The 18,046-nt window shown below is 72.7% G+C and carries 22 protein-coding genes; 14 read left to right on the top strand and 8 right to left on the bottom strand.

The window, feature by feature from the left end:
• Window positions 1-124: 124 nt before the first annotated feature.
• On the top strand, window positions 125-1,078 hold the full coding sequence (locus AC07B0_RS17595) for a Gfo/Idh/MocA family protein (RefSeq protein ID WP_478898607.1): 954 nt from the start codon (window positions 125-127) through the stop codon (window positions 1,076-1,078).
• A 72-nt stretch (window positions 1,079-1,150) separates the two neighbouring features.
• Here the strand turns inward: AC07B0_RS17595 and AC07B0_RS17590 are convergent, their stop codons facing one another.
• Window positions 1,151-1,687: a hypothetical protein gene (locus AC07B0_RS17590; RefSeq protein ID WP_356877490.1), complete on the bottom strand. Its 537-nt coding sequence runs from the start codon at window positions 1,685-1,687 to the stop codon at window positions 1,151-1,153.
• 181 nt (window positions 1,688-1,868) lie between these two features.
• Between AC07B0_RS17590 and AC07B0_RS17585 the strand changes: the two genes are divergently transcribed.
• Window positions 1,869-2,414: an AAA family ATPase gene (locus AC07B0_RS17585; protein ID WP_478898606.1), complete on the top strand. Its 546-nt coding sequence runs from the start codon at window positions 1,869-1,871 to the stop codon at window positions 2,412-2,414.
• Between the two features lie 4 nt (window positions 2,415-2,418).
• Here the strand turns inward: AC07B0_RS17585 and AC07B0_RS17580 are convergent, their stop codons facing one another.
• A complete protein-coding gene (locus AC07B0_RS17580; RefSeq protein ID WP_478898545.1) occupies window positions 2,419-2,799 on the bottom strand; it encodes an ArsC/Spx/MgsR family protein in 381 nt (126 codons plus the stop codon).
• Window positions 2,800-2,906: 107 nt separating this feature from the next.
• Between AC07B0_RS17580 and AC07B0_RS17575 the strand changes: the two genes are divergently transcribed.
• The gene (locus AC07B0_RS17575) at window positions 2,907-3,161 is read left to right on the top strand and encodes a hypothetical protein (RefSeq protein ID WP_356877492.1); all 255 of its coding nucleotides are present in this window, start codon (window positions 2,907-2,909) and stop codon (window positions 3,159-3,161) included.
• Here AC07B0_RS17575 and AC07B0_RS17570 read toward each other — a convergent pair.
• Together AC07B0_RS17570 and AC07B0_RS17565 are read right to left on the bottom strand one after the other, a co-directional pair.
• Window positions 3,156-3,404, bottom strand: a complete 249-nt coding sequence (locus AC07B0_RS17570; protein ID WP_356877493.1) for a hypothetical protein — start codon at window positions 3,402-3,404, stop codon at window positions 3,156-3,158. The genes AC07B0_RS17575 and AC07B0_RS17570 overlap by 6 nt on opposite strands.
• A gap of 142 nt (window positions 3,405-3,546) precedes the next feature.
• The gene (locus tag AC07B0_RS17565; RefSeq protein WP_356877494.1) at window positions 3,547-4,629 is read right to left on the bottom strand and encodes a PP2C family protein-serine/threonine phosphatase; all 1,083 of its coding nucleotides are present in this window, start codon (window positions 4,627-4,629) and stop codon (window positions 3,547-3,549) included.
• Window positions 4,630-4,705: 76 nt separating this feature from the next.
• Here AC07B0_RS17565 and AC07B0_RS17560 point away from each other — a divergent pair, with 76 nt between their 5' ends.
• From AC07B0_RS17560 to AC07B0_RS17550, 3 genes are all read left to right on the top strand, one after another.
• Window positions 4,706-5,392, top strand: coding sequence for a VIT1/CCC1 transporter family protein (locus AC07B0_RS17560; RefSeq protein WP_478898544.1), 687 nt, complete (start codon window positions 4,706-4,708; stop codon window positions 5,390-5,392).
• Window positions 5,393-5,723: 331 nt separating this feature from the next.
• Window positions 5,724-6,614, top strand: a complete 891-nt coding sequence (locus AC07B0_RS17555) for a TIGR01777 family oxidoreductase (protein ID WP_469379920.1) — start codon at window positions 5,724-5,726, stop codon at window positions 6,612-6,614.
• Window positions 6,615-6,808: 194 nt separating this feature from the next.
• Entirely contained in the window at window positions 6,809-8,083 is a 1,275-nt protein-coding gene (locus AC07B0_RS17550; RefSeq protein WP_356883250.1) for an NAD(P)/FAD-dependent oxidoreductase, read from the top strand.
• A gap of 77 nt (window positions 8,084-8,160) precedes the next feature.
• Here AC07B0_RS17550 and AC07B0_RS17545 read toward each other — a convergent pair whose 3' ends face one another.
• Window positions 8,161-9,600 (bottom strand): NsdA family TPR-like regulatory protein, encoded by a 1,440-nt coding sequence (locus tag AC07B0_RS17545; protein WP_356883248.1) that lies wholly within the window; start codon window positions 9,598-9,600, stop codon window positions 8,161-8,163.
• Window positions 9,601-9,773: 173 nt separating this feature from the next.
• Here AC07B0_RS17545 and AC07B0_RS17540 point away from each other — a divergent pair, with 173 nt between their 5' ends.
• The 5 genes from AC07B0_RS17540 to AC07B0_RS17520 all read left to right on the top strand — a co-directional run bounded on the left by AC07B0_RS17540 (window position 9,774) and on the right by AC07B0_RS17520 (window position 13,144).
• Entirely contained in the window at window positions 9,774-10,082 is a 309-nt protein-coding gene (locus AC07B0_RS17540; protein WP_356883246.1) for a hypothetical protein, read from the top strand.
• 88 nt (window positions 10,083-10,170) lie between these two features.
• A complete protein-coding gene (gene lipB / locus AC07B0_RS17535) occupies window positions 10,171-10,968 on the top strand; it encodes a lipoyl(octanoyl) transferase LipB (protein WP_478898543.1) in 798 nt (265 codons plus the stop codon).
• Between the two features lie 109 nt (window positions 10,969-11,077).
• Window positions 11,078-12,025, top strand: a complete 948-nt coding sequence (gene lipA / locus AC07B0_RS17530; RefSeq protein ID WP_356883242.1) for a lipoyl synthase — start codon at window positions 11,078-11,080, stop codon at window positions 12,023-12,025.
• Between the two features lie 212 nt (window positions 12,026-12,237).
• Window positions 12,238-12,435, top strand: coding sequence for an SCO2195 family GlnR-regulated protein (locus AC07B0_RS17525; RefSeq protein ID WP_281210004.1), 198 nt, complete (start codon window positions 12,238-12,240; stop codon window positions 12,433-12,435).
• A 10-nt stretch (window positions 12,436-12,445) separates the two neighbouring features.
• The gene (locus tag AC07B0_RS17520) at window positions 12,446-13,144 is read left to right on the top strand and encodes a DUF4191 domain-containing protein (protein ID WP_356883240.1); all 699 of its coding nucleotides are present in this window, start codon (window positions 12,446-12,448) and stop codon (window positions 13,142-13,144) included.
• Between the two features lie 110 nt (window positions 13,145-13,254).
• On the opposite strand, the gene AC07B0_RS17515 is transcribed toward AC07B0_RS17520, so the two are convergent.
• Window positions 13,255-13,722: an RDD family protein gene (locus tag AC07B0_RS17515; protein ID WP_478864725.1), complete on the bottom strand. Its 468-nt coding sequence runs from the start codon at window positions 13,720-13,722 to the stop codon at window positions 13,255-13,257.
• 185 nt (window positions 13,723-13,907) lie between these two features.
• Here AC07B0_RS17515 and glnA point away from each other — a divergent pair, with 185 nt between their 5' ends.
• Together glnA and AC07B0_RS17505 are read left to right on the top strand one after the other, a co-directional pair.
• Window positions 13,908-15,317 (top strand): type I glutamate--ammonia ligase, encoded by a 1,410-nt coding sequence (gene glnA / locus AC07B0_RS17510; RefSeq protein ID WP_356883236.1) that lies wholly within the window; start codon window positions 13,908-13,910, stop codon window positions 15,315-15,317.
• Between the two features lie 162 nt (window positions 15,318-15,479).
• Complete coding sequence (locus tag AC07B0_RS17505; protein WP_356883234.1) at window positions 15,480-15,857, top strand: hypothetical protein; 378 nt, start codon at window positions 15,480-15,482, stop codon at window positions 15,855-15,857.
• A 36-nt stretch (window positions 15,858-15,893) separates the two neighbouring features.
• Here the strand turns inward: AC07B0_RS17505 and AC07B0_RS17500 are convergent, their stop codons facing one another.
• Window positions 15,894-16,559, bottom strand: coding sequence for a TetR/AcrR family transcriptional regulator (locus tag AC07B0_RS17500; protein ID WP_467290979.1), 666 nt, complete (start codon window positions 16,557-16,559; stop codon window positions 15,894-15,896).
• An 86-nt stretch (window positions 16,560-16,645) separates the two neighbouring features.
• Between AC07B0_RS17500 and AC07B0_RS17495 the strand changes: the two genes are divergently transcribed.
• Entirely contained in the window at window positions 16,646-17,416 is a 771-nt protein-coding gene (locus AC07B0_RS17495) for an SDR family NAD(P)-dependent oxidoreductase (RefSeq protein WP_467290981.1), read from the top strand.
• A gap of 17 nt (window positions 17,417-17,433) precedes the next feature.
• Here AC07B0_RS17495 and AC07B0_RS17490 read toward each other — a convergent pair whose 3' ends face one another.
• Complete coding sequence (locus AC07B0_RS17490) at window positions 17,434-17,952, bottom strand: DUF4240 domain-containing protein (RefSeq protein ID WP_356883228.1); 519 nt, start codon at window positions 17,950-17,952, stop codon at window positions 17,434-17,436.
• Window positions 17,953-18,046: the final 94 nt, after the last annotated feature.

Raw genomic sequence — 18,046 nt, 5'->3', positions numbered from 1 at the left:
CCGTTGCCCGTGTGTGAACCCCGTGTTACCGAGGTTTACCCCGCAGGTGGGACGGGTTGTGCGGGTTGGCGGCCGCACGCCCGTCCGAGTGCGGCAGACTGGGCGCGTGAGCATTTCGTACGATTTGAACTCCGCCGACGGCGCCCCCGAGGCAGCCCCCGGCCCCGCCCCCCACCAGGCCTCCGGCAGCCCCCGCCCCCGGGTCGGCCTGCTCGGCACGGGCCCCTGGGCCCAGCGCACCCACGCCCCCGCCCTCGCCGCCCACACCGGCTCCGAATTCGCCGGAGTGTGGGGGCGGCGCCCCGAAGCCGCCGCCGAGCTGGCCCAGGCGTACGGCGTGAAGGTGTACGAAGACCCCGACGCGCTGTTCGCCGACTGCGACGCCGTGGCCTTCGCCCTCCCGCCGGACGTACAAGCCCCCCTCGCCGTCCGCGCGGCCGCCGCCGGATGCCACCTGCTGCTCGACAAACCCGTCGCCACGACCGTCGAGGACGCCCGCGCCGTCGCCGACGCCGCCGCGCACCACCAGGTCGCCTCCGTCGTCTTCCTCACCCTCCGCTTCGCCGAACCCACCGCCGGATGGGTCGACGAGCAGGCCGCGCGCACCGGCTGGTTCACCGCCTCCGCCCACTGGCTCGGCGCCGTCTTCCCGCCCGACGGCACGCCCAGCGCCTACGCCGACTCCCCCTGGCGCAAGTCCAAGGGCGGCCTGTGGGACGTCGGCCCGCACGCCCTGTCCGTCCTGATCCCCGTACTGGGCGACGTCACCGACGTCACCGCCGCACGGGGCCCCTCCGACGTCGTCCAGCTCGCCCTGCGCCACTCCTCCGGCGCCGCCAGCACCGCCGTACTCAGCCTCGGCGCGCCCCGGGCCGCCGCCGGCGTCGGGCTCGAACTGCGCGGGGCCGAGGGCGTCTTCGCCCTGCCCGACTGGAGCGACGTACCCGGCGCCTACGGCCGCGCCCTGGACGCCCTGCTCACCTCCGCCCGGACGGGGGTACCCGACCCGCGCGGGGCGGAGTTCGGGGCGCGGCTGACGGAGATCCTCGCGCGGGCGGAGGGGCAGCTCGCCGATTGACGACGGCGTTGCCTGAGGACGGCATTGCCTGGCGACGGCATTGCCTGATGACGGCGTGGCCCGATGACGGCTCTACTTGATGACGGCGTTCGCGGCGATGATGGCCAGGCCGATCGCCGCGTCGGCCAGGCCGATCAGCAGCGCCGCGCGGAGCCGGTAGCCGACGCGTACGGCCACGAAGGCCCCCCAGGCGAAGAGCAGCGCGGTGTTCAGGCCGAGCCCGACGGCCGTCACCCCGTAACGCTCCCACTCCGTGAGCCCGGCCAGGAGCAGCAGGAGCACGGTGGGCAGGGTGGCCGCGATCATCGGCCACTCGTTCCACAGGGCGCGGCCCATCACCCGCCACCGGTACCCGGCCGAACCGGGCTGATGGGTCGCCATGTGGTGCGAGTACCCGTGGGCGAGCCCGGCCGCGGCAGCGGTGACGAGGACCCAGCTGGCGTCGTAGAACGGGGTGTACTCCCCGCCTTTCTGGTCCAGCGCGGCGAGCAGGGCACTGGCCAGCACGGTCCCGTACACCCCGCCGAACATCCAGTCGGCCCCGCGCCGGGGCGGCGGAATCGGATGCCCGGCGGCGATGGGGGGCGTGGGGGGCGGCTGCTGATCCATGGGGGCCTTCGCTTGCTTCTGGTTCCGCTTCGCTGTTGCTGCTGTTGGTGCGCTTTGCTCCTTTTGGTACGGGTTCACCCTAGAGGGTGGAGCGGGGACCGCCCGGGCCCGTCTCCCCGATCCGTGCGCAAGTGGTTCGCGCGGCTCGGCCGTCCGGTGGCAGGGTGCGGCCATGGATCGAATGGATCAAGCAGAGGTATTGCTCATCGGAGGCCGCGCGGGCGTCGGCAAGACGACGGTGGGGTGGGAGGTCTCGGCGCGTCTGCGCGCCGAGACGGTTGCCCACTGCGTCATCGAGGGCGATTTCATGGGGCAGGCACACCCCGCTCCGGAGGGGGATCCCCGCCGCAGGAAGATCGCCGAACGCAATCTGACGGCGCTGTGGTCCAACTACGCCGAGCTCGGGTACCGCCGCCTGATCTACACGCACACCGTGAGCGTCCTGACCGAGCACGAGGGCATGTTCCGGCGCGCCATGGGCGGGGACGTCAGGATCGTGCGGGTGGTGCTCACCGCCTCCGACGCCACCGTCCGCGAGCGGCTGACGGGCCGGGAACTGGGCTCGGAGCTGGAGCACGAGCTGGAGGGCAGCGCCCGCAAGGCGCGGATCCTGGACGAGCGGATGCCCCTGGACGCGGTGCGAGTGGCGACCGACGGACGCTCCGTGTCCGACATAGCGCGCGAAGTGGCGGGCGCCACCAACTGGCTGCGCTCGCCCAGCGCCTAGTGCCCTACCCGCCCGCACCCTTGCGGGACATGGCGTCGCGCACGGCTTCCTCGGAGCGGGCGACGACGGCCGTGCCGTCCTCGGCGGTGATGATCGGGCGCTGGATCAGCTTCGGGTGGGCGGCCAGGTGGGTGATCCACCGCCGGCGGGCCTCGTCGGTCTCCTCGCGCGGCAGGTCCCGTACGCCGGTCTCCTTCGCGAGGGGGTCGGAGGTGCGGGTGATGTCCCAGGGCTCCAGCCCGAGGCGCCCCAGCACCTCGCGGATCTCGGCCTCGGACGGTACGTCCTCCAGGTAGCGGCGCACCGTGTAGTCGGCGCCCTCCGCGTCCAGCACGGTCAGGGCGCTGCGGCACTTCGAGCAGGCGGGATTGATCCAGATCTCCATGGCGGCAAGCCTAGTCAGACTCCGTCTGGCCAGGGGCTTTTGTCAGTGCCCCCCGGTAAAATCGAAGGAGAACGACAGGAAGCCAACTACCGTTTGGGAGGCTGTAGATGGCCGCTGCCGCGATCATTGTGATGCCCAAGAAGAAGCCGCTGCCGGCGGGGCTGCCCCGGGAGTGGTACGAGAGCCACAACCGCCGTCTGAAGGCGATGCGGCTCGCGATATCCCTGCTCGACACGGGGACCTACGACGCTCAGCGCGCGACCAACCGCAAGATCCGGACGATGGCGGCGCGGGTGGGCATCCACCGGCCGTCCAACCTCACCTGCAAGATGGTGCGCTCCTTCATCCGCGACGGCTCATGACGCGGCGATGACGCCCTGGAGGCCGGAGGGGCCCCCGCCGGACCGTGCGGCGGGGGCGAAGGGCACGCCGACCACCGTGCCCCCGGCTCCTTCGTCCTCCACGGCGTGCACCGAGCCGGTCCGTACCCCGGCCGGGACCACGGCGGCGGACCCTGCGGCGTGGCTCGCGCCGGCCGCGTACGCGAGGAGCATCGAGCCGGTGAGCAGGCCGGCCGCGGCGGCCGCCGCCGTGACCGCCGCCATGCGCCTCCTGTGCTTGTGCGGTGCGTGCATCGGTGGGCCTCGTCTCTGCGTGCTCGGGGGTGCCGTCGCTGCCGAGGGAAACACGGAAAGCGGACCGGAGCCCGCACTGTTACCAACTGATCATCCGATCAGTACGGACCGGTCATTCCGTCTCCGGCGACAGCAGCAGCAGGGCCACGTCGTCGCGCGGGCCGCCCCCGGTGAAGGCCGCCAGGTCCTTCCACACCGCTCCGACCAGGCCCGCGGGGTCGCCCGCCAGTACCGGGACCCGGCTGGCGAGCGGGTAGAAATAGCCGGCCGGGTCGCGGGCCTCCGTGACGCCGTCGGTGTGCGCGAGCAGCCGGTCGCCCGGCAGCAGGCGCAGTTCCGTCACCGGTGGCAGGGCCGGACCGGTCAGCCCCAGACCCAGCGGCGGGCCCGGTTCCACCGTCACCTCCGAGGCCGTGAAGTCCCGCAGCAGCAGCACCGGGGGGTGCCCGCACGACACGATCCGTACGAGGTCCAGGCCGGTCGGGAACTCCAGGAGCACCGCCGTCGCGAACAGCTCCGGGTGCTCCACGGACTCCGCGGCCGCGTCCGCCACCAGCCGCCGGTCCAGCCGTGCCGCGACGGCCACCAGCCCCCGGTCGTCCAGCACCGCCTCCCGGAAGGCGCCGAGCAGCGCCGCCACCGTGCCGACCGCCGCCAGACCGTGGCCCTGCACGTCCGCCACCACCGCCCGCACCCCGTACGGTCCGGCCCGTACGTCGAAGAGGTCGCCGCCGACCAGCGTGCCGCGCTGCGCGGCCCGGTAGAGACCGGCGCAGCGCACCGGGCCCACCCGGTCCGGGACCGGCGGCAGCACGGCCAGTTGGGCCGCCTCGGCGACCGTACGGACACTGACGAGCTGGGCGTCGCGGCGGCGCCGCACCCAGGCGATGACCACGCTGAGCAGCCCGACGACGGCCACCGTGGCCAGGTCGGAGCCCCGGGCGTGCCCGACGCCGAGCGAGGGGAAGGCGAGCAGGGCGAGGACCAGCGCGGCGAAGACGGTCGTGCCCGCCGCGCCGTAGGAGAAGGCGGCCACGGCGGGGAGGGCCGCCAGGAAGTAGCCGAGCTCGACGGTGCCGGGCGTCAGCCACTGGGCGAGGCACAGCACCACCATGGCCACGGCGGGCGCGAACCGGGCCCAGCGCGGAGGCGGGGCCCCGTGCAGCCCGCCCGGGTCCTCCCGTACGCGTCTCACCCCTCCACCCTGGTACGGGCACCCGGGCCGCGCACGCCGGGTGGCCCCTCGGAGCACCGCCCGCGACAGTGGAGCCGTGACGGAAACCAGCGCGGCCATCAGCAGCCGCCTGAACTGGCTGCGGGCGGGTGTGCTCGGCGCCAACGACGGGATCATCTCGACGGCGGGCCTCGTCGTGGGCGTGGCGGGAGCCACCACGTCGCGGGCCGCGATCCTCACGGCGGGGGTGGCGGGGCTGCTGGCGGGCTCGCTGTCGATGGCGGCGGGGGAGTACGTCTCGGTCAGCTCGCAGCGGGACTCGGAGCGGGCGGCCCTGGACGTGGAGCGGCGCGAGCTGGCGCGGGAACCGGAGGCGGAGCTCGACGAACTCACCGGCCTGCTGGCCGCACGGGGCCTCAGCCGGGAGCTGGCCCGGGAGGCCGCCGAGCAGCTGACGGAACGCGACGCGCTGCGGGCGCACGCGCGGGTGGAACTCGGCATCGAGCCGGACGAGCTGGCGAACCCGTGGCACGCGGCGTTCGCCAGCCTGGCGGCGTTCACGGTGGGGGCGGTGCTGCCGCTGCTGGCGATCGTCCTGCCGGGCGCGTCCGCGCGGGTGCCGGTGACGGTGGCGGCGGTGCTCGTGGCGCTGGTCTGCTGCGGGGTGGCCGGTGCGCGGCTGGGCGGCGCCCCGGTACCGCGGGCGGTGCTGCGCAACGTGGCCGGCGGCGCACTGGCGATGGCCGTCACCTACACGGCCGGCACCTGGCTGGGCCCAACCTGACCCCACCCACCCCACCCACCCCACCCACCCATGTGCCACCCCCTGGGGCTCCACCCGGCATCGGCGCGGGCTGGACTCGGCCGGGAGGGCGATCGGCCGGGGCCGGGGCCGGGGTGGGGTGTCGTCCGGGACTAAAACGTGATTTGTTGGCGCCCTGTCCCACCGGCAACAGGGGCCCGGACCAGGCGCCATAAATCATGCCCGTCCCGGACGACACCCCACCCCGGCCCCGGCCCCACCCGCAGCCCCCGCCAGGCGCACGCCCAGCCCCTGCCCGCCCCGGGCAACGCCCAGCCCCTCTCAGCCCCCGGCATCCCACAGACTGGGGGGCATGCGCATCGCCATCACCGGATCCTCCGGACTCATCGGGCAGGCCCTCGTCCACTCCCTCCGCGCCGACGGCCACGACGTGGTCCGCTTCGTGCGCCGGGCACCGTCCGGGCCGGAGGAGGCGCGGTGGGATCCGCGGAGCGGTCACGTCGACCCCGCCGGGCTCGCCGGCTGCGGGGCCGTCGTGCACCTGGCGGGGGCCGGCGTGGGCGACCACCGCTGGACGGCGGCGTACAAGAGGGAGATCCGCGACAGCCGGGTCCTCGGGACCGCCGCCATCGCCCGGGCCGTCGCCGCCCTCGACGACCCGCCGCCGGTCCTCGTCAGCGGCTCCGCCATCGGGTACTACGGCGACACGGGCGACCGGCCCGTCGACGAGGGCGCGCCCGCGGGGGAGGGGTTCCTCCCGTCCGTCTGCGTGGAGTGGGAGGCGGCCGCCGCCCCCGCCCGGGACGCCGGGGTGCGTACCGTGTTCGCCCGCACCGGCCTGGTGGTCGCGGCCGAGGGCGGGGCCTGGGGGAAGCTGTTCCCCGTGTTCCGGGCCGGGATCGGCGGCCGGCTCGGCAACGGCCGCCAGTACTGGTCGTACATCTCGATGCACGACGAGATCGCCGCCCTGCGGCACCTCATCGACACGCCGGGTCTGTCCGGCCCCGTGAACCTGACCGCGCCGGAACCGCTGACCAACCGTGAGATCACCGCCGCCATGGGCCGCGTGCTGCGCCGTCCGGCCCTGTTCGCGGTCCCGGCCCCGGCCCTGCGGATCGCGCTCGGCGAGTTCTCCGAGGACGTGCTGGGCAGTCAGCGGGTGCGCCCCGCCCGCCTGCTGGAGTCGGGCTTCGTCTTCCGCCACCCCGGCATCGAGGAGTCGATCAGGGCGGCGCTGCCGTAAGAACACGTCCGGTTCCCGCCGGCCCGGCAGGACACCCCCGGCGCACCCCGCGCCCACGTGCGACCGTTCGTGACCCGTATGCGACCGTCATGCGACCGGAGTTGTGCGCAATACCCCACCGGACTCGGGTTCTCCTGGAGCCCGTTGGGGGAAGGAGGTCCCCACACAGCCGCGCCGACCTCGGGGAGGGGCACGTGCTCAGCAGCGCACACCAGGCCGCACACCATGCGGACGTCGTCATCGTAGGAGCCGGGGTCTCAGGACTCGCGGCCGCACACCACCTGATCGCGGCGGGGGTCACGGTCACCGTCCTGGAGACCGCCGACGACCCCGGAGGCCGCATGGCCACGGAATCCGGCGACGGGTTCCGGCTCGACCGGATCGGGCAGCTCCTCAACACCTCGTACACCGAGCCGGCCCGCACCCCCGGTCTGGAGGGCCTGGTCCTGCGGCCCTTCGCCCCCGGGGTCCTCGTGCACGGCGTCGACGGCAGGCAGCAGCGGGCCGGGGCGCTCACCCCCGCCCGCGCGCTGGCCAGCGGTTCCCTCGACCAGGCGCGGCTCAGCGCGGCCCTCGGCCGGCTCGCCGCCCTGCCCGAGGAACGGGTCCTGGCCCGGCCGGAACGCTCCGCGCTCGCCGCGCTGCGCTCCCGCGGCCTGCCACCGCGCACCGTGAACGGGGTCCTGCGGCCCCTGCTCGCCACCCTGCTCCGCGACCCGGAGCTCACCACCTCCAGCCGGGTCGCCGACCTGGCCCTGCGCACCTTCGTCCGGGGCCGGCTCGCCGTGCCCGAGGGCGGCGCGGCGGTCCTGCCCCGGCTGCTCGCCGAGGCCCTGCCGCCGGGCACCGTGCGCACCGGGGTCCGGGTGCGGTCGGTGTCGACCAGCCTGGTCACCACGGAGGAGCACGGTGACTTCCGCTGCCGCTCCGCGGTCCTCGCGACGGGCGCCAGGGCGGCCGCCGAACTGCTGCCGGGGCTGCGGGTGCCGCGCTTCCACGAGGTGACCGTCATCCACCACGCCACCCCGGCGCCGCTGCCCTGGGACGGGTCGCTGCTGCTGGACGCGGACCCGAAGTGGCCGCTCGCGCACACCACCGTGATGAGCGCGGTCGACCCGACCCGGGCGCCGGGGGGACGGAGCCTGGTCACCACGACCGTGCACGGCCCGCCGCCGCCCCCTCGGACGGTCGCCTCCCGCCTGGCCCGGCTCTACGAGACCTCGACCCGGGACTGGGACCTGCTGGCCGTCCACCACACGCCGGAGGCCGTGCCGGCGATGCCCCCGCCGTACGACCTGCGGCGCCCGGTACGGGTCCTGGCGGGGCTCTACGTCTGCGGGGACCACCGGGACTCCAACACCGTGCAGGGCGCCCTGCACTCCGCCCGCCGGGCCGCCACCGCCCTGCTGCGCGACTTCGGCATCCCGCTCCCGGCCGCCCCGGAGCCCGCCCTTCCGGCGGCGGCCTGAGAACCACCCGCACCGGGGCCCGGCCCGCGCACGGGGGCCGGGCCCCGTCGTACCCCGGCCGGGCCCCCGCGCCGGGACTACGACAGCGCGGCCACCCGGTCCCGGTAGGTGCGCACCGCCGAGGCGTCGCGGTAGGGCTCCAGCCGGCGCTCGAAGTCCCGCACGTACTCCACCGCGCGCACCGACCGCATCTCCATCGCCTGCTGCGCGGCCTCCGCGCCCAGCGCGCACGCCTGGTCCAGTTCGCCCAGTCCCAGCCGGGCCGTGGCCAGCACCACCCGGCAGAACAGCCGGGAGCGCGCGTAGCCGGGGGAGCGCAGCTGGAGGGAGCGTTCCGCGTGCTGGGCGCAGGCCCGGTACTGCTGGAGGTCCCGGTGGCAGTGGCCGAACTCGTCGGCGAGCTGCGCCTCGTCGAAGAAGCGGGCCCACGGGGGTACGTCGTCCCCGGGCCGGGCGGCGCCCAGTGCCCGTTCGGCCCGTACCAGTGAGGCGGTCGCGGCCCGGACCTCGCCGAGCACCGCGTGGCCCCGCGCCTCGGCGGCGTGCAGCAGGGCCTGCACCACGGGCGGCGGGCCCGAGCCGACGCCCTGCTGGGCGACCCGGGCCAGCTGCACCGCTTCCCGGCCGTGTCCGAGGTAGACCGCCTGCCGGCTCATGGTGACCAGCACGTAGGACCCGTACGGCCGGTCCCCGGCGGCTTGCGCGAGGCGCAGCGCCTGGACGAAGTACCGCTGGGCGAGCCCGTGGGCGGCGATGTCGTACGAGGTCCAGCCGGCGAGCCGGGTCAGGTCGGCGGCGGCGGAGAACAGCCGTCGTCCGGTGGTCTCGCCGTAGGTGCCGCGGAGCATCGGTTCGGCCTCGTGCTCCAGGTAGCGGACGAGGGCCTGCCGGGCGTGGCCGCCGCCGTAGGCGTGGTCGAGGGTGCGGAACAGTTCGCTGACCGAGCGCAGGGCGGCGATGTCGCCGCCGGTGACCCGCTGTCCGGGGCCGCGGTCGATCTGCCGTTGCCGGGGTACGGAGGCGCGGCCCTGGGCGGGGACCCGGGAGGCGGTGGCGTCCGCGCCGCGTCCGACGCGTTCGTCGGCCCGGCCGATGAGCCAGTCCCGGCTGGGCACCACGAGCCCGGCCGGGGTGAAGGCGATCTTGCGCAGCTCGGCGTGTGATCCGGAGTCCTTGCGCCACAGCCCGCTCGCGATGTCCACGGCCTCTTCGGGGGTGGCCGCGAACTCCAGCCCGGCGTAGACGGGGGCGCAGGCGTCGAGGCCGAGGTCCTGCGCCGACAGCCGCCGGCCGAGGCGCCGGGTGAAGACCTCCGCGATGAGCGCCGGGGTGGTGCCGCGGGGCTGCTGGCCGCGCAGCCACCGGGTCACGGAGGTTTTGTCGTACCGCAGGTCCAGACCGTGCTCCAGGCCGAGCTGGTCGACGCGGCGGGCGAGCCCGGCGTTGGAGAACCCGGCTTCCGCGATCAGCGCCGCGAGCTGCCGGTTGGGGACGCGCTGGGCAGGTCGTTCCGTCATCGGCTCCACGGTTTCCTGACGTGACGGACCGGAGTCCCGGCCCTGTGAACGGCGTGAATGTAGCGGCGAACTCCGCCCGTACCGCCCTCTCTGCCCCACATTCATCCGATCGTGTGCAGAATGGGTAGGGCTCTTTACGGACCGGCCCGTCACCTCCGCGTACGCTGCGGCCCATGACCCGCCGGCCCCAGGGGGCGCACCACTCCGACGCGTACGCGGAAACCACGGCTCCGCTGCCTGCTCCCGAGCTCACCGAGGCCGAGTGCCGTCGGTGCGGCACGTACATCGCGGGACTGGACGGGCGCTACGCGTGCGGGGTCTGCGGCTGGGTCAACGACCATTCCGAGGGCCATCGCCGGCTGCCGAGGGCGGACGAGGACCCGGACCGGCCGCCCCGGGGGCGCAGGCGTCCCAGGCAGCTGCCGGGCCCGCCGCCGGAGGCGCGGACGCTGCTCGGACCGGGTGCCGGACCGGGTGCCTGAGGGGCCCTGAGGGGCCGCGCCGGGGCCGCCGTACTCTTGGCTGGGTGCGGATACGTGCACACGGCAGGTTCAACGAGGAGGCGCTGCGGTGACTGAGCTTCGGTTTGTCCATATGGGCTTCGGGCCGGAAGCGGTCGAGTACACCGAGGCCTGGGACGAGCAGCGGCGCGTCCACGCCGCGCGGTTCGCGGACGAGATCGGGGACACCTGCCTGCTGGTGGAGCACCAGCCGGTGTACACGGCCGGCCGGCGCACCGACCCGAGCGAGCGTCCCCTCGACGGGACGCCCGTCATCGACGTGGACCGCGGCGGCAAGATCACCTGGCACGGCCCGGGCCAGTTGGTCGGCTACCCGATCATGAAGCTGCCCCGCCCGGTGGACGTGGTCGCCCACGTCCGCCGCCTGGAGGACGCCCTGATCCGCACCGCCGCCGAGTTCGGCCTGGAGACCACCCGGATCGAGGGCCGCTCCGGGGTGTGGGTGCTCGGCGACCCCGTCGAGGAGCGCCCGAAGATCGGCGGGCTCTCCCTGGAGTTCGACCCCCGTCTGCACGACGAGGAGTTCGACGCCCGGCTGAACGGCCCCGAGTACGCCCCCTCCAACGCCGGCCAGCGCCGCGAGGACCGCAAGCTCGCCGCCATCGGCATCCGCGTCGCCAAGGGCGTCACGATGCACGGCTTCTCCCTGAACGTGAACCCCGACAGCACCTGGTTCGACCGGATCATCCCCTGCGGCATCCGGGACGCCGGTGTGACCTCGCTCTCGTACGAACTGGGCCGCGAGATCACCATCGCGGAGGTGCTGCCCGTCGTGGAGCGCCACCTGAAGGACGTGTTGGAGCAGGCCGAGCTCCGGCCGCGCGAGATCGAGCCCGCCGTGGGCTGACCCCCGGGGAATGCGTCCGGCCGCCCCCAGGTTGGCCGACGTAAGAGCGTACGAAATTACGGGCGTACCCTGGTGGGCGCCGAAGAATCGAAGTCACAGGGAGCCGGTCGTGTCCGCAGTCGCACCCGACGGACGCAAGATGCTGCGCCTCGAGGTCCGTAACGCCCAGACCCCCATCGAGCGCAAGCCCGAGTGGATCAAGACCCGGGCGAAGATGGGCCCCGAGTACACCAAGATGCAGGCCCTGGTGAAGGGCGAAGGACTGCACACGGTGTGCCAGGAAGCCGGCTGTCCGAACATCTACGAGTGCTGGGAGGACCGCGAGGCCACCTTCCTCATCGGTGGCGACCAGTGCACCCGGCGCTGTGACTTCTGCCAGATCGACACGGGCAAGCCCGAGGCCCTCGACCGGGACGAGCCGCGCCGCGTGGGCGAGTCCGTGGTCACCATGGACCTGAACTACGCCACCATCACCGGTGTCGCCCGCGACGACCTGCCCGACGGCGGCGCGTGGCTGTACGCGGAGACCGTGCGCCAGATCCACCAGCAGACGGCGGGCCGCGAGAGCGGCCACACCAAGGTCGAGCTGCTGGCCCCCGACTTCAACGCGGTCCCGGAGCTGCTGGAGGAGGTCTTCGCCTCCCGCCCCGAGGTCTTCGCGCACAACGTCGAGACCGTGCCCCGCATCTTCAAGCGGATCCGCCCCGGCTTCCGCTACGAGCGTTCCCTCGACGTGATCACCCAGGCGCGCGCCTACGGCCTGGTGACCAAGTCGAACCTGATCCTCGGCATGGGCGAGGAGCGCGAGGAGGTCAGCGAGGCGCTGCGCGACCTGCACGCGGCCGGCTGCGAGCTCATCACCATCACCCAGTACCTGCGGCCCTCGCCGCGGCACCACCCCGTCGAGCGCTGGGTGAAGCCGGCGGAGTTCGTCGAGCTGGCGAAGGAGGCCGAGGAGATCGGCTTCTCCGGCGTCATGTCCGGCCCGCTGGTCCGCTCGTCCTACCGGGCCGGCCGTCTCTACACGCAGGCGATGGAGAAGCGCGCGGCGGTGTGACCGCGGCGATGTGAAGTCGTTCACAAATGCTTACTAGTTAGTAACACCGCGTCGACGCGGCCCCTAGGCTCTTCAGTGGGAGAGCCTGGGGGCCGCGTCAATATTTCATCACGTTTGACCGGCCGGTCATGCCCTGGTAACACCAGTCAGTGACGCTGGGTCCACGCACCGCACACGCCATCGATGCGAGCTCCGAGAGAGGGACCGACATCATGCAGGCCGCGCCCGTTCGCGCCATCGCCATCCCGTCCGTTGCCGAGGCCTTCCGCGGCATCGAATCGCTCCTCATGAGCGGCGCCCGCCGCAACGCCTGGACGGCCGTCCTGGAGGACCGCCGCCGGGCCAAGGACCGGGTCGAAACCGAGCACGTACTCGAGGCCGCGGCGACCCGGACCCCGCGGGCCACGTAAACTTCGCCTTATGGCGAGGAAGTCAAACGCAGAGACTGCTGCGAACCCCGGGCGACTGAAGCAGATCGCCCTCACGTACAAGATGACGCGCAAGGCCGACCCGAAGGTCGGTCTGATCGTCGCGGGCGTGGGAATCGTCACCTTCGGTGTCTTTCTTGCGATCGGCTTCCTGATCGGCCACCCGGTCTACCTGGGCATCCTGGGCTTCCTGGTGGCGTTCCTCGCGATGGCGATCGTCTTCGGGCGACGGGCCGAGCGGGCTGCCTTCGGGCAGATGGAAGGACAGCCGGGCGCGGCCGCGGCCGTACTGGACAACGTGGGACGGGGCTGGAGCACCACCCCGGCCGTCGCGATGAACCGGAACCAGGACATCGTCCACCGGGCCGTCGGCAAGGCGGGCGTCGTCCTGATCGCGGAGGGCAACCCGAACCGGGTCAAGACCCTGCTCGCGGCCGAGAAGAAGAAGCTGGCCCGGATCATGCCGGACGTCCCGGTCCACGACTTCATCGTGGGCACCGGCGAGGGCGAGGTGCCGCTCAAGAAGGTCCGCACGACGCTGCTGAAGCTGCCGCGCGTCCTGTCCGGCCCGCAGATCACCCAGGTCAACGACAAGCTCCGGGCCATGGGCGACCTCATGAGCAACATGCCGGTCCCGAAGGGCCCCATGCCGAAGGGCATGCGGATGCCGCGCGGCGGGAAGATGCGCTGATGCGCTGAACCGCTTTTCGTATACGACACAGGGGCGCCCCCGAAGCCGTCAGGCTCGGGGGCGCCCCTGTGTCGTGGTGCCGTGCGTTTCGCGCCGTTCCGCGGGGACCGTCAGATGCGGACCTGGACCGCGCCGGCGAGCCGGTCGTGCAGTCCGCGTCCGTCGCGGTCCCAGATCAGAGCCGGGATGACCAGGGCCAGGAGCAGCGTGCGCACGACCACGCGGACGATGCCGAGACGGTTGCCGTCCTGCCCGACGACCCGGAGGCCGAGCATCCGCTTGCCGGGGGTGAAGCCCACCGTGCCCACGGTCAGGATCGTCAGGGCGACGAAGAGCCCCAGCGTCCAGTTGCCCGTACCGGCCAGGTCGCCCCCGGTGATGAGCCCGTACGCGATGAGCTGGCAGCCCACCCAGTCGATGACGACCGCGCCGATCCGGCGCCCGAAGCGGGCCACGGAGCCGGGCCCCGACTGGGGCAGGCCGAGCTGCTGGCCCGGATAGCCGAAGTCGACGCCCATGTCCTCGGCGGCCGCACGGGGGCCGGAGAGCCAGGATCCGATTGCTTGCCTGTTGTCCACTCGACCACGGTACCGGTGGTGCTCCATCGTCCTCCGACGGGACCCTGGTTAACTTGTGCGAAACAAATGGGTCATGCTTGGGAAATCCCGTCTGCTTATGGTCGGGTCAGCGTGCGGCACCGCACTGACGCACCACGAGCTATAAAACCCGCCCCTGCCCCGGGGCCGGGAGTAGGAGGAGTTGGATGTTCCAGAACGCCGACGAAGTGAAGCAGTACATCGAGGAGAACGACGTCAAGTTCGTTGACGTCCGCTTCTGCGACCTGCCTGGTGTGATGCAGCACTTCACCATCCCGGCGCGGGCGTTCGACCCGGCGGAGGAGCTCGCCTTCGACGGATCCTCCATCCGTGGTTTCCAGGCGATCCACGAGTCCGACATGGCGCTGCGTGCCGACATCACCACCGCGCGTCTGGACCCGTTCCGCAAGGACAAGACGCTCAACATCAACTTCTTCATCCACGACCCGATCACGGGCGAGGCCTACAGCCGCGACCCGCGCAACATCGCGAAGAAGGCCGAGGCGTACCTCGCCTCCACCGGCATCGCCGACACCGCGTACTTCGGCCCCGAGGCCGAGTTCTACGTGTTCGACAGCGTGCGCTTCGCGACCTCCGCGAACGAGGGCTTCTACCACATCGACTCCGAGGCCGGCGCCTGGAACACCGGCTCCGAGGAGAACAACCGTGGTTACAAGGTCCGCTACAAGGGTGGTTACTTCCCCGTAGCCCCGGTCGACCACTTCGCCGACCTGCGCGCCGAGATCTCCCTCGAACTGGACGCCCAGGGCCTCCAGGTCGAGCGCCAGCACCACGAGGTCGGCACCGGCGGCCAGGCCGAGATCAACTACAAGTTCAACACGCTGCTCGCCGCGGCCGACGACCTGATGCTCTTCAAGTACATCGTGAAGAACGTCGCCTGGCGCAACGGCAAGACCGCGACCTTCATGCCGAAGCCGATCTTCGGTGACAACGGCTCGGGCATGCACGTGCACCAGTCGCTGTGGGCGAACGGCGACCCGCTGTTCTACGACGAGGCCGGCTACGCGGGCCTGTCGGACACCGCCCGCTACTACATCGGCGGCATCCTCAAGCACGCCCCGTCGCTGCTCGCCTTCACCAACCCGACGGTGAACTCGTACCACCGCCTGGTCCCGGGCTTCGAGGCGCCGGTCAACATGGTGTACTCGCAGCGCAACCGCTCCGCCGCGATGCGCATCCCGATCACGGGCTCGAACCCGAAGGCCAAGCGCGTCGAGTTCCGCGCCCCGGACCCGTCGTCCAACCCGTACCTCGCCTTCGCGGCGCTGCTGCTCGCGGGCCTCGACGGCGTCAAGAACAAGATCGAGCCGATGGAGCCGATCGACAAGGACCTCTACGAGCTCTCGCCCGACGAGCACGCGAGCGTCCCGCAGGTCCCGACCAGCCTGGAGGACGTCCTCAAGGCCCTGGAGGCGGACCACGAGTACCTCCTCGCCGGCGGTGTCTTCACCCCGGACCTGATCGAGACCTGGATCGACTACAAGCGCACGCACGAGATCGCCCCGATCGCGCAGCGTCCGCACCCGCACGAGTTCGAGCTGTACTTCGACCTCTAAGCCGACCGGCTCGGACGAGAGTCATGCCTGATGGGAGGCCCCCCGCCGCACTCCACGGAGTGCGGCGGGGGGCCTTTCCGCTTTGACAGGCCGCCCGGGCCGGGTGACGGTGGGAATGACCTGAAAGCCGGATAAGCGAGACACGTTCGGAGGTGCATGAAGATGCGCCGCAGGATCATCGCCACAGTCATCGCCGGAGCTGCGGGCCTCAGCCTGGGCCTCCTGCCGGCCGCAAGCGCCTCGGCCGCGGTCACCGGCGGAGGCGGAGGGGGCGGAGGCGGGGGCGGCTGGTGCGACTCGCGCTACGACGACTGCTGCGACCGCGACTGGAACAACCGCTGGTGCGCGCAGGGCGTCGGTGGCTGGTACGACCCGAACTGGCGCGACAACTACTACAACTCGAACTACTACGACTCGAACTGGCGCGGCTACGACCGGTACGACTCGGACTGGCGCGGCTACGACTCCGGCCGGTACTACGACGGCGACCGCTACGGCGGCTACAACGACGGCTGGGACGGCTACCGCTACAACGACTAGCCGCAACGCCGGGGCCGCCTGGCTCCGGTCACGGCACTAGCCCGCCGGGCGCCGCAGCAGCGGCATCGCGCCGGTGAGGTCGTGCAGGCAGCGGACCGCCATTTCGGCGGGGGAGCCGGGACCCGACACGGGAGCGTCGGTGGTCGACCAGAGCTCCAGCGAGATGCGGATCGCGTCCGTGGCGGCCGCTGCCAGCAGGCGTACGGGGAGGGGCTCCGCCTCCGGTCCGGCGAGGCGGGCGATCACGGGAACCAGGCGCTCCTCGGAATCCTGGTTCACCCGGTACCAGACGGCCCGCAGGGCCTCGTCCCGCGCGGCGGCGCGCAGCAGCCCGCGGGTGACCTCCAGCCCCTCCTCGACGGCCTGGGAGTCGCTCAGCGAGCGGGTTATGGCCCGGGCGAGGGCCTCGCCCAGCGGGGTTCCCGGGTCCTCCTCCGCGAGCAGCGCCCGCCAGGCGTCGCCGCCCCCGGCGAGCAGGGGCGCCACGGCCTCCTGCTTGTTGCGGAAGTAGCGGTAGAACGTGCGCAGCGCCACACCCGCGCGGAGGGCGATGTCCTCGGCGGTCGTGCCGTCGGGGCCGTGTTCGGCGAACAGTTCGCAGGCCGCGCGGGCGATGTCGAGCTGGGTGGCGGCCTTGCGGCGCTCGGTCAGCGACTGGGTTCCGGGGCCGGTCTGGGGGGAGTACGGACGAGGAGATCTCACAGGTGAAGCGTACCGTCCGGCATGCCGGTGATTGCACGCTTTGACGGTCTGGCAAAACGTGCCATCAGCTCGGTACGCTTCGCCCCATGAACCGTTACGAAGGACGTCGCGTCCTCATCACCGGCGGCGGGTCCGGCATCGGCCAGGCCACCGTCCACCGCATCCTCGCCGAAGGCGGCCGCGTCCACACCGTGGACGTCGACGGAGCCGGACTCAAGGCCACCGCCGAGCGGGCCGACGCCGACGGCCACGCCGCCCGGCTCAGCACCGCCGTCCTGGACATATCCGACGAGGCCGCGGTCAAGGCGGGCGTGGCCGCCGCCGTCGACGCCCTCACCGGAGTCGACGTCCTGGTCAACGCGGCCGGAATCCTGCGCTCCGCGCACACCCACCAGACCACCCTCGACCTGTGGAACAAGGTCATCGGGGTCAACCTGACCGGCACCTTCCTGATGATCCGCGAGTCGCTCCCGGCGCTGCTCGCGGGAGACCAGCCCGTCGTCGTGAACTTCAGCTCCACGTCGGCGTCCTTCGCCCACCCCTACATGTCCGCCTACGCGGCCAGCAAGGGCGGCATCCAGTCCATGACCCACGCCCTGGCAGCCGAGTACAGCAAGCAGGGCCTGCGCTTCGTCTCGGTGGCCCCGGGCTCGATCGAGAGCGGCATGACCACCGGCACCGGCCCGGGCCTGCCCGAGGACACCGACTGGAGCCTGTTCACCAAGCTCGCCCCGGCCCTCGGCCAGGGCTTCGCCGGCCCGCAGACCGTGGCCGGCGTCGTCGCCATGCTCGGCTCCGAGGACGGCGCCTTCATCACCGGCACCGAGATCCGCATCGACGGCGGCACGCACTACTGAGACCGCCGCCCGCGGCCTCAGTCCCGGAAGCGGCCCCAGAGCCGGGGGAAGCGCTCCGCGAGCACGGCTTCGTCCTCGAAGTCCAGCGGGGTGCCCTCCGGCTCCTCCGGCTGGAGCGGAACGCCCAGATCCGGGGCCACCGCGCCGGTCAGCTGCTCGTACGCCTCGTCGGCGGCGTACCCCAGCTCCTCCCCGTCCCCGTCGATCTCCTCGTCGAACTCGCCCAGCAGCTCCGCCAGCTGGTCGGGGTCGTGGACCCCGCCCTCGAAGACCTCCCGGCCCTGGCCGATCAGCCAGCACCGGAAGTAGTCGAAGGCGTCGTCGCTCGCCCCGTCCAGCAGGACCCACGCGGCACCCCACAGGTCCCAGGTGTACGCCCGGTTGTAGCGCGACTCGAAGTGCCGGGCGAAGTCCAGGACGGAGTCCGGATCGAGCTGTGCCAGCCGCTCGACGAGCAGCTCGGCGTGCTCCTCGGGGTCGCCCTCGGCGGCCTCGCGGGTACGGTCGACGATCTCCCAGAACTCCGTCTCGTCCATCACCGCTCCAGCATCACGGGTCCACCCCCGCGCCGCCACCGCTCATACGGCCAAAGGCCGGTGTCCGACCCCCGCCCGGCCCCATACTCGGACC

The sequence above is a fragment of the Streptomyces sp. NPDC044704 genome, from assembly GCF_056433525.1.
The sequence above is the reverse complement of the archived record's forward strand: the minus strand, read 5'-3'. Positions and strand labels throughout refer to the sequence as shown.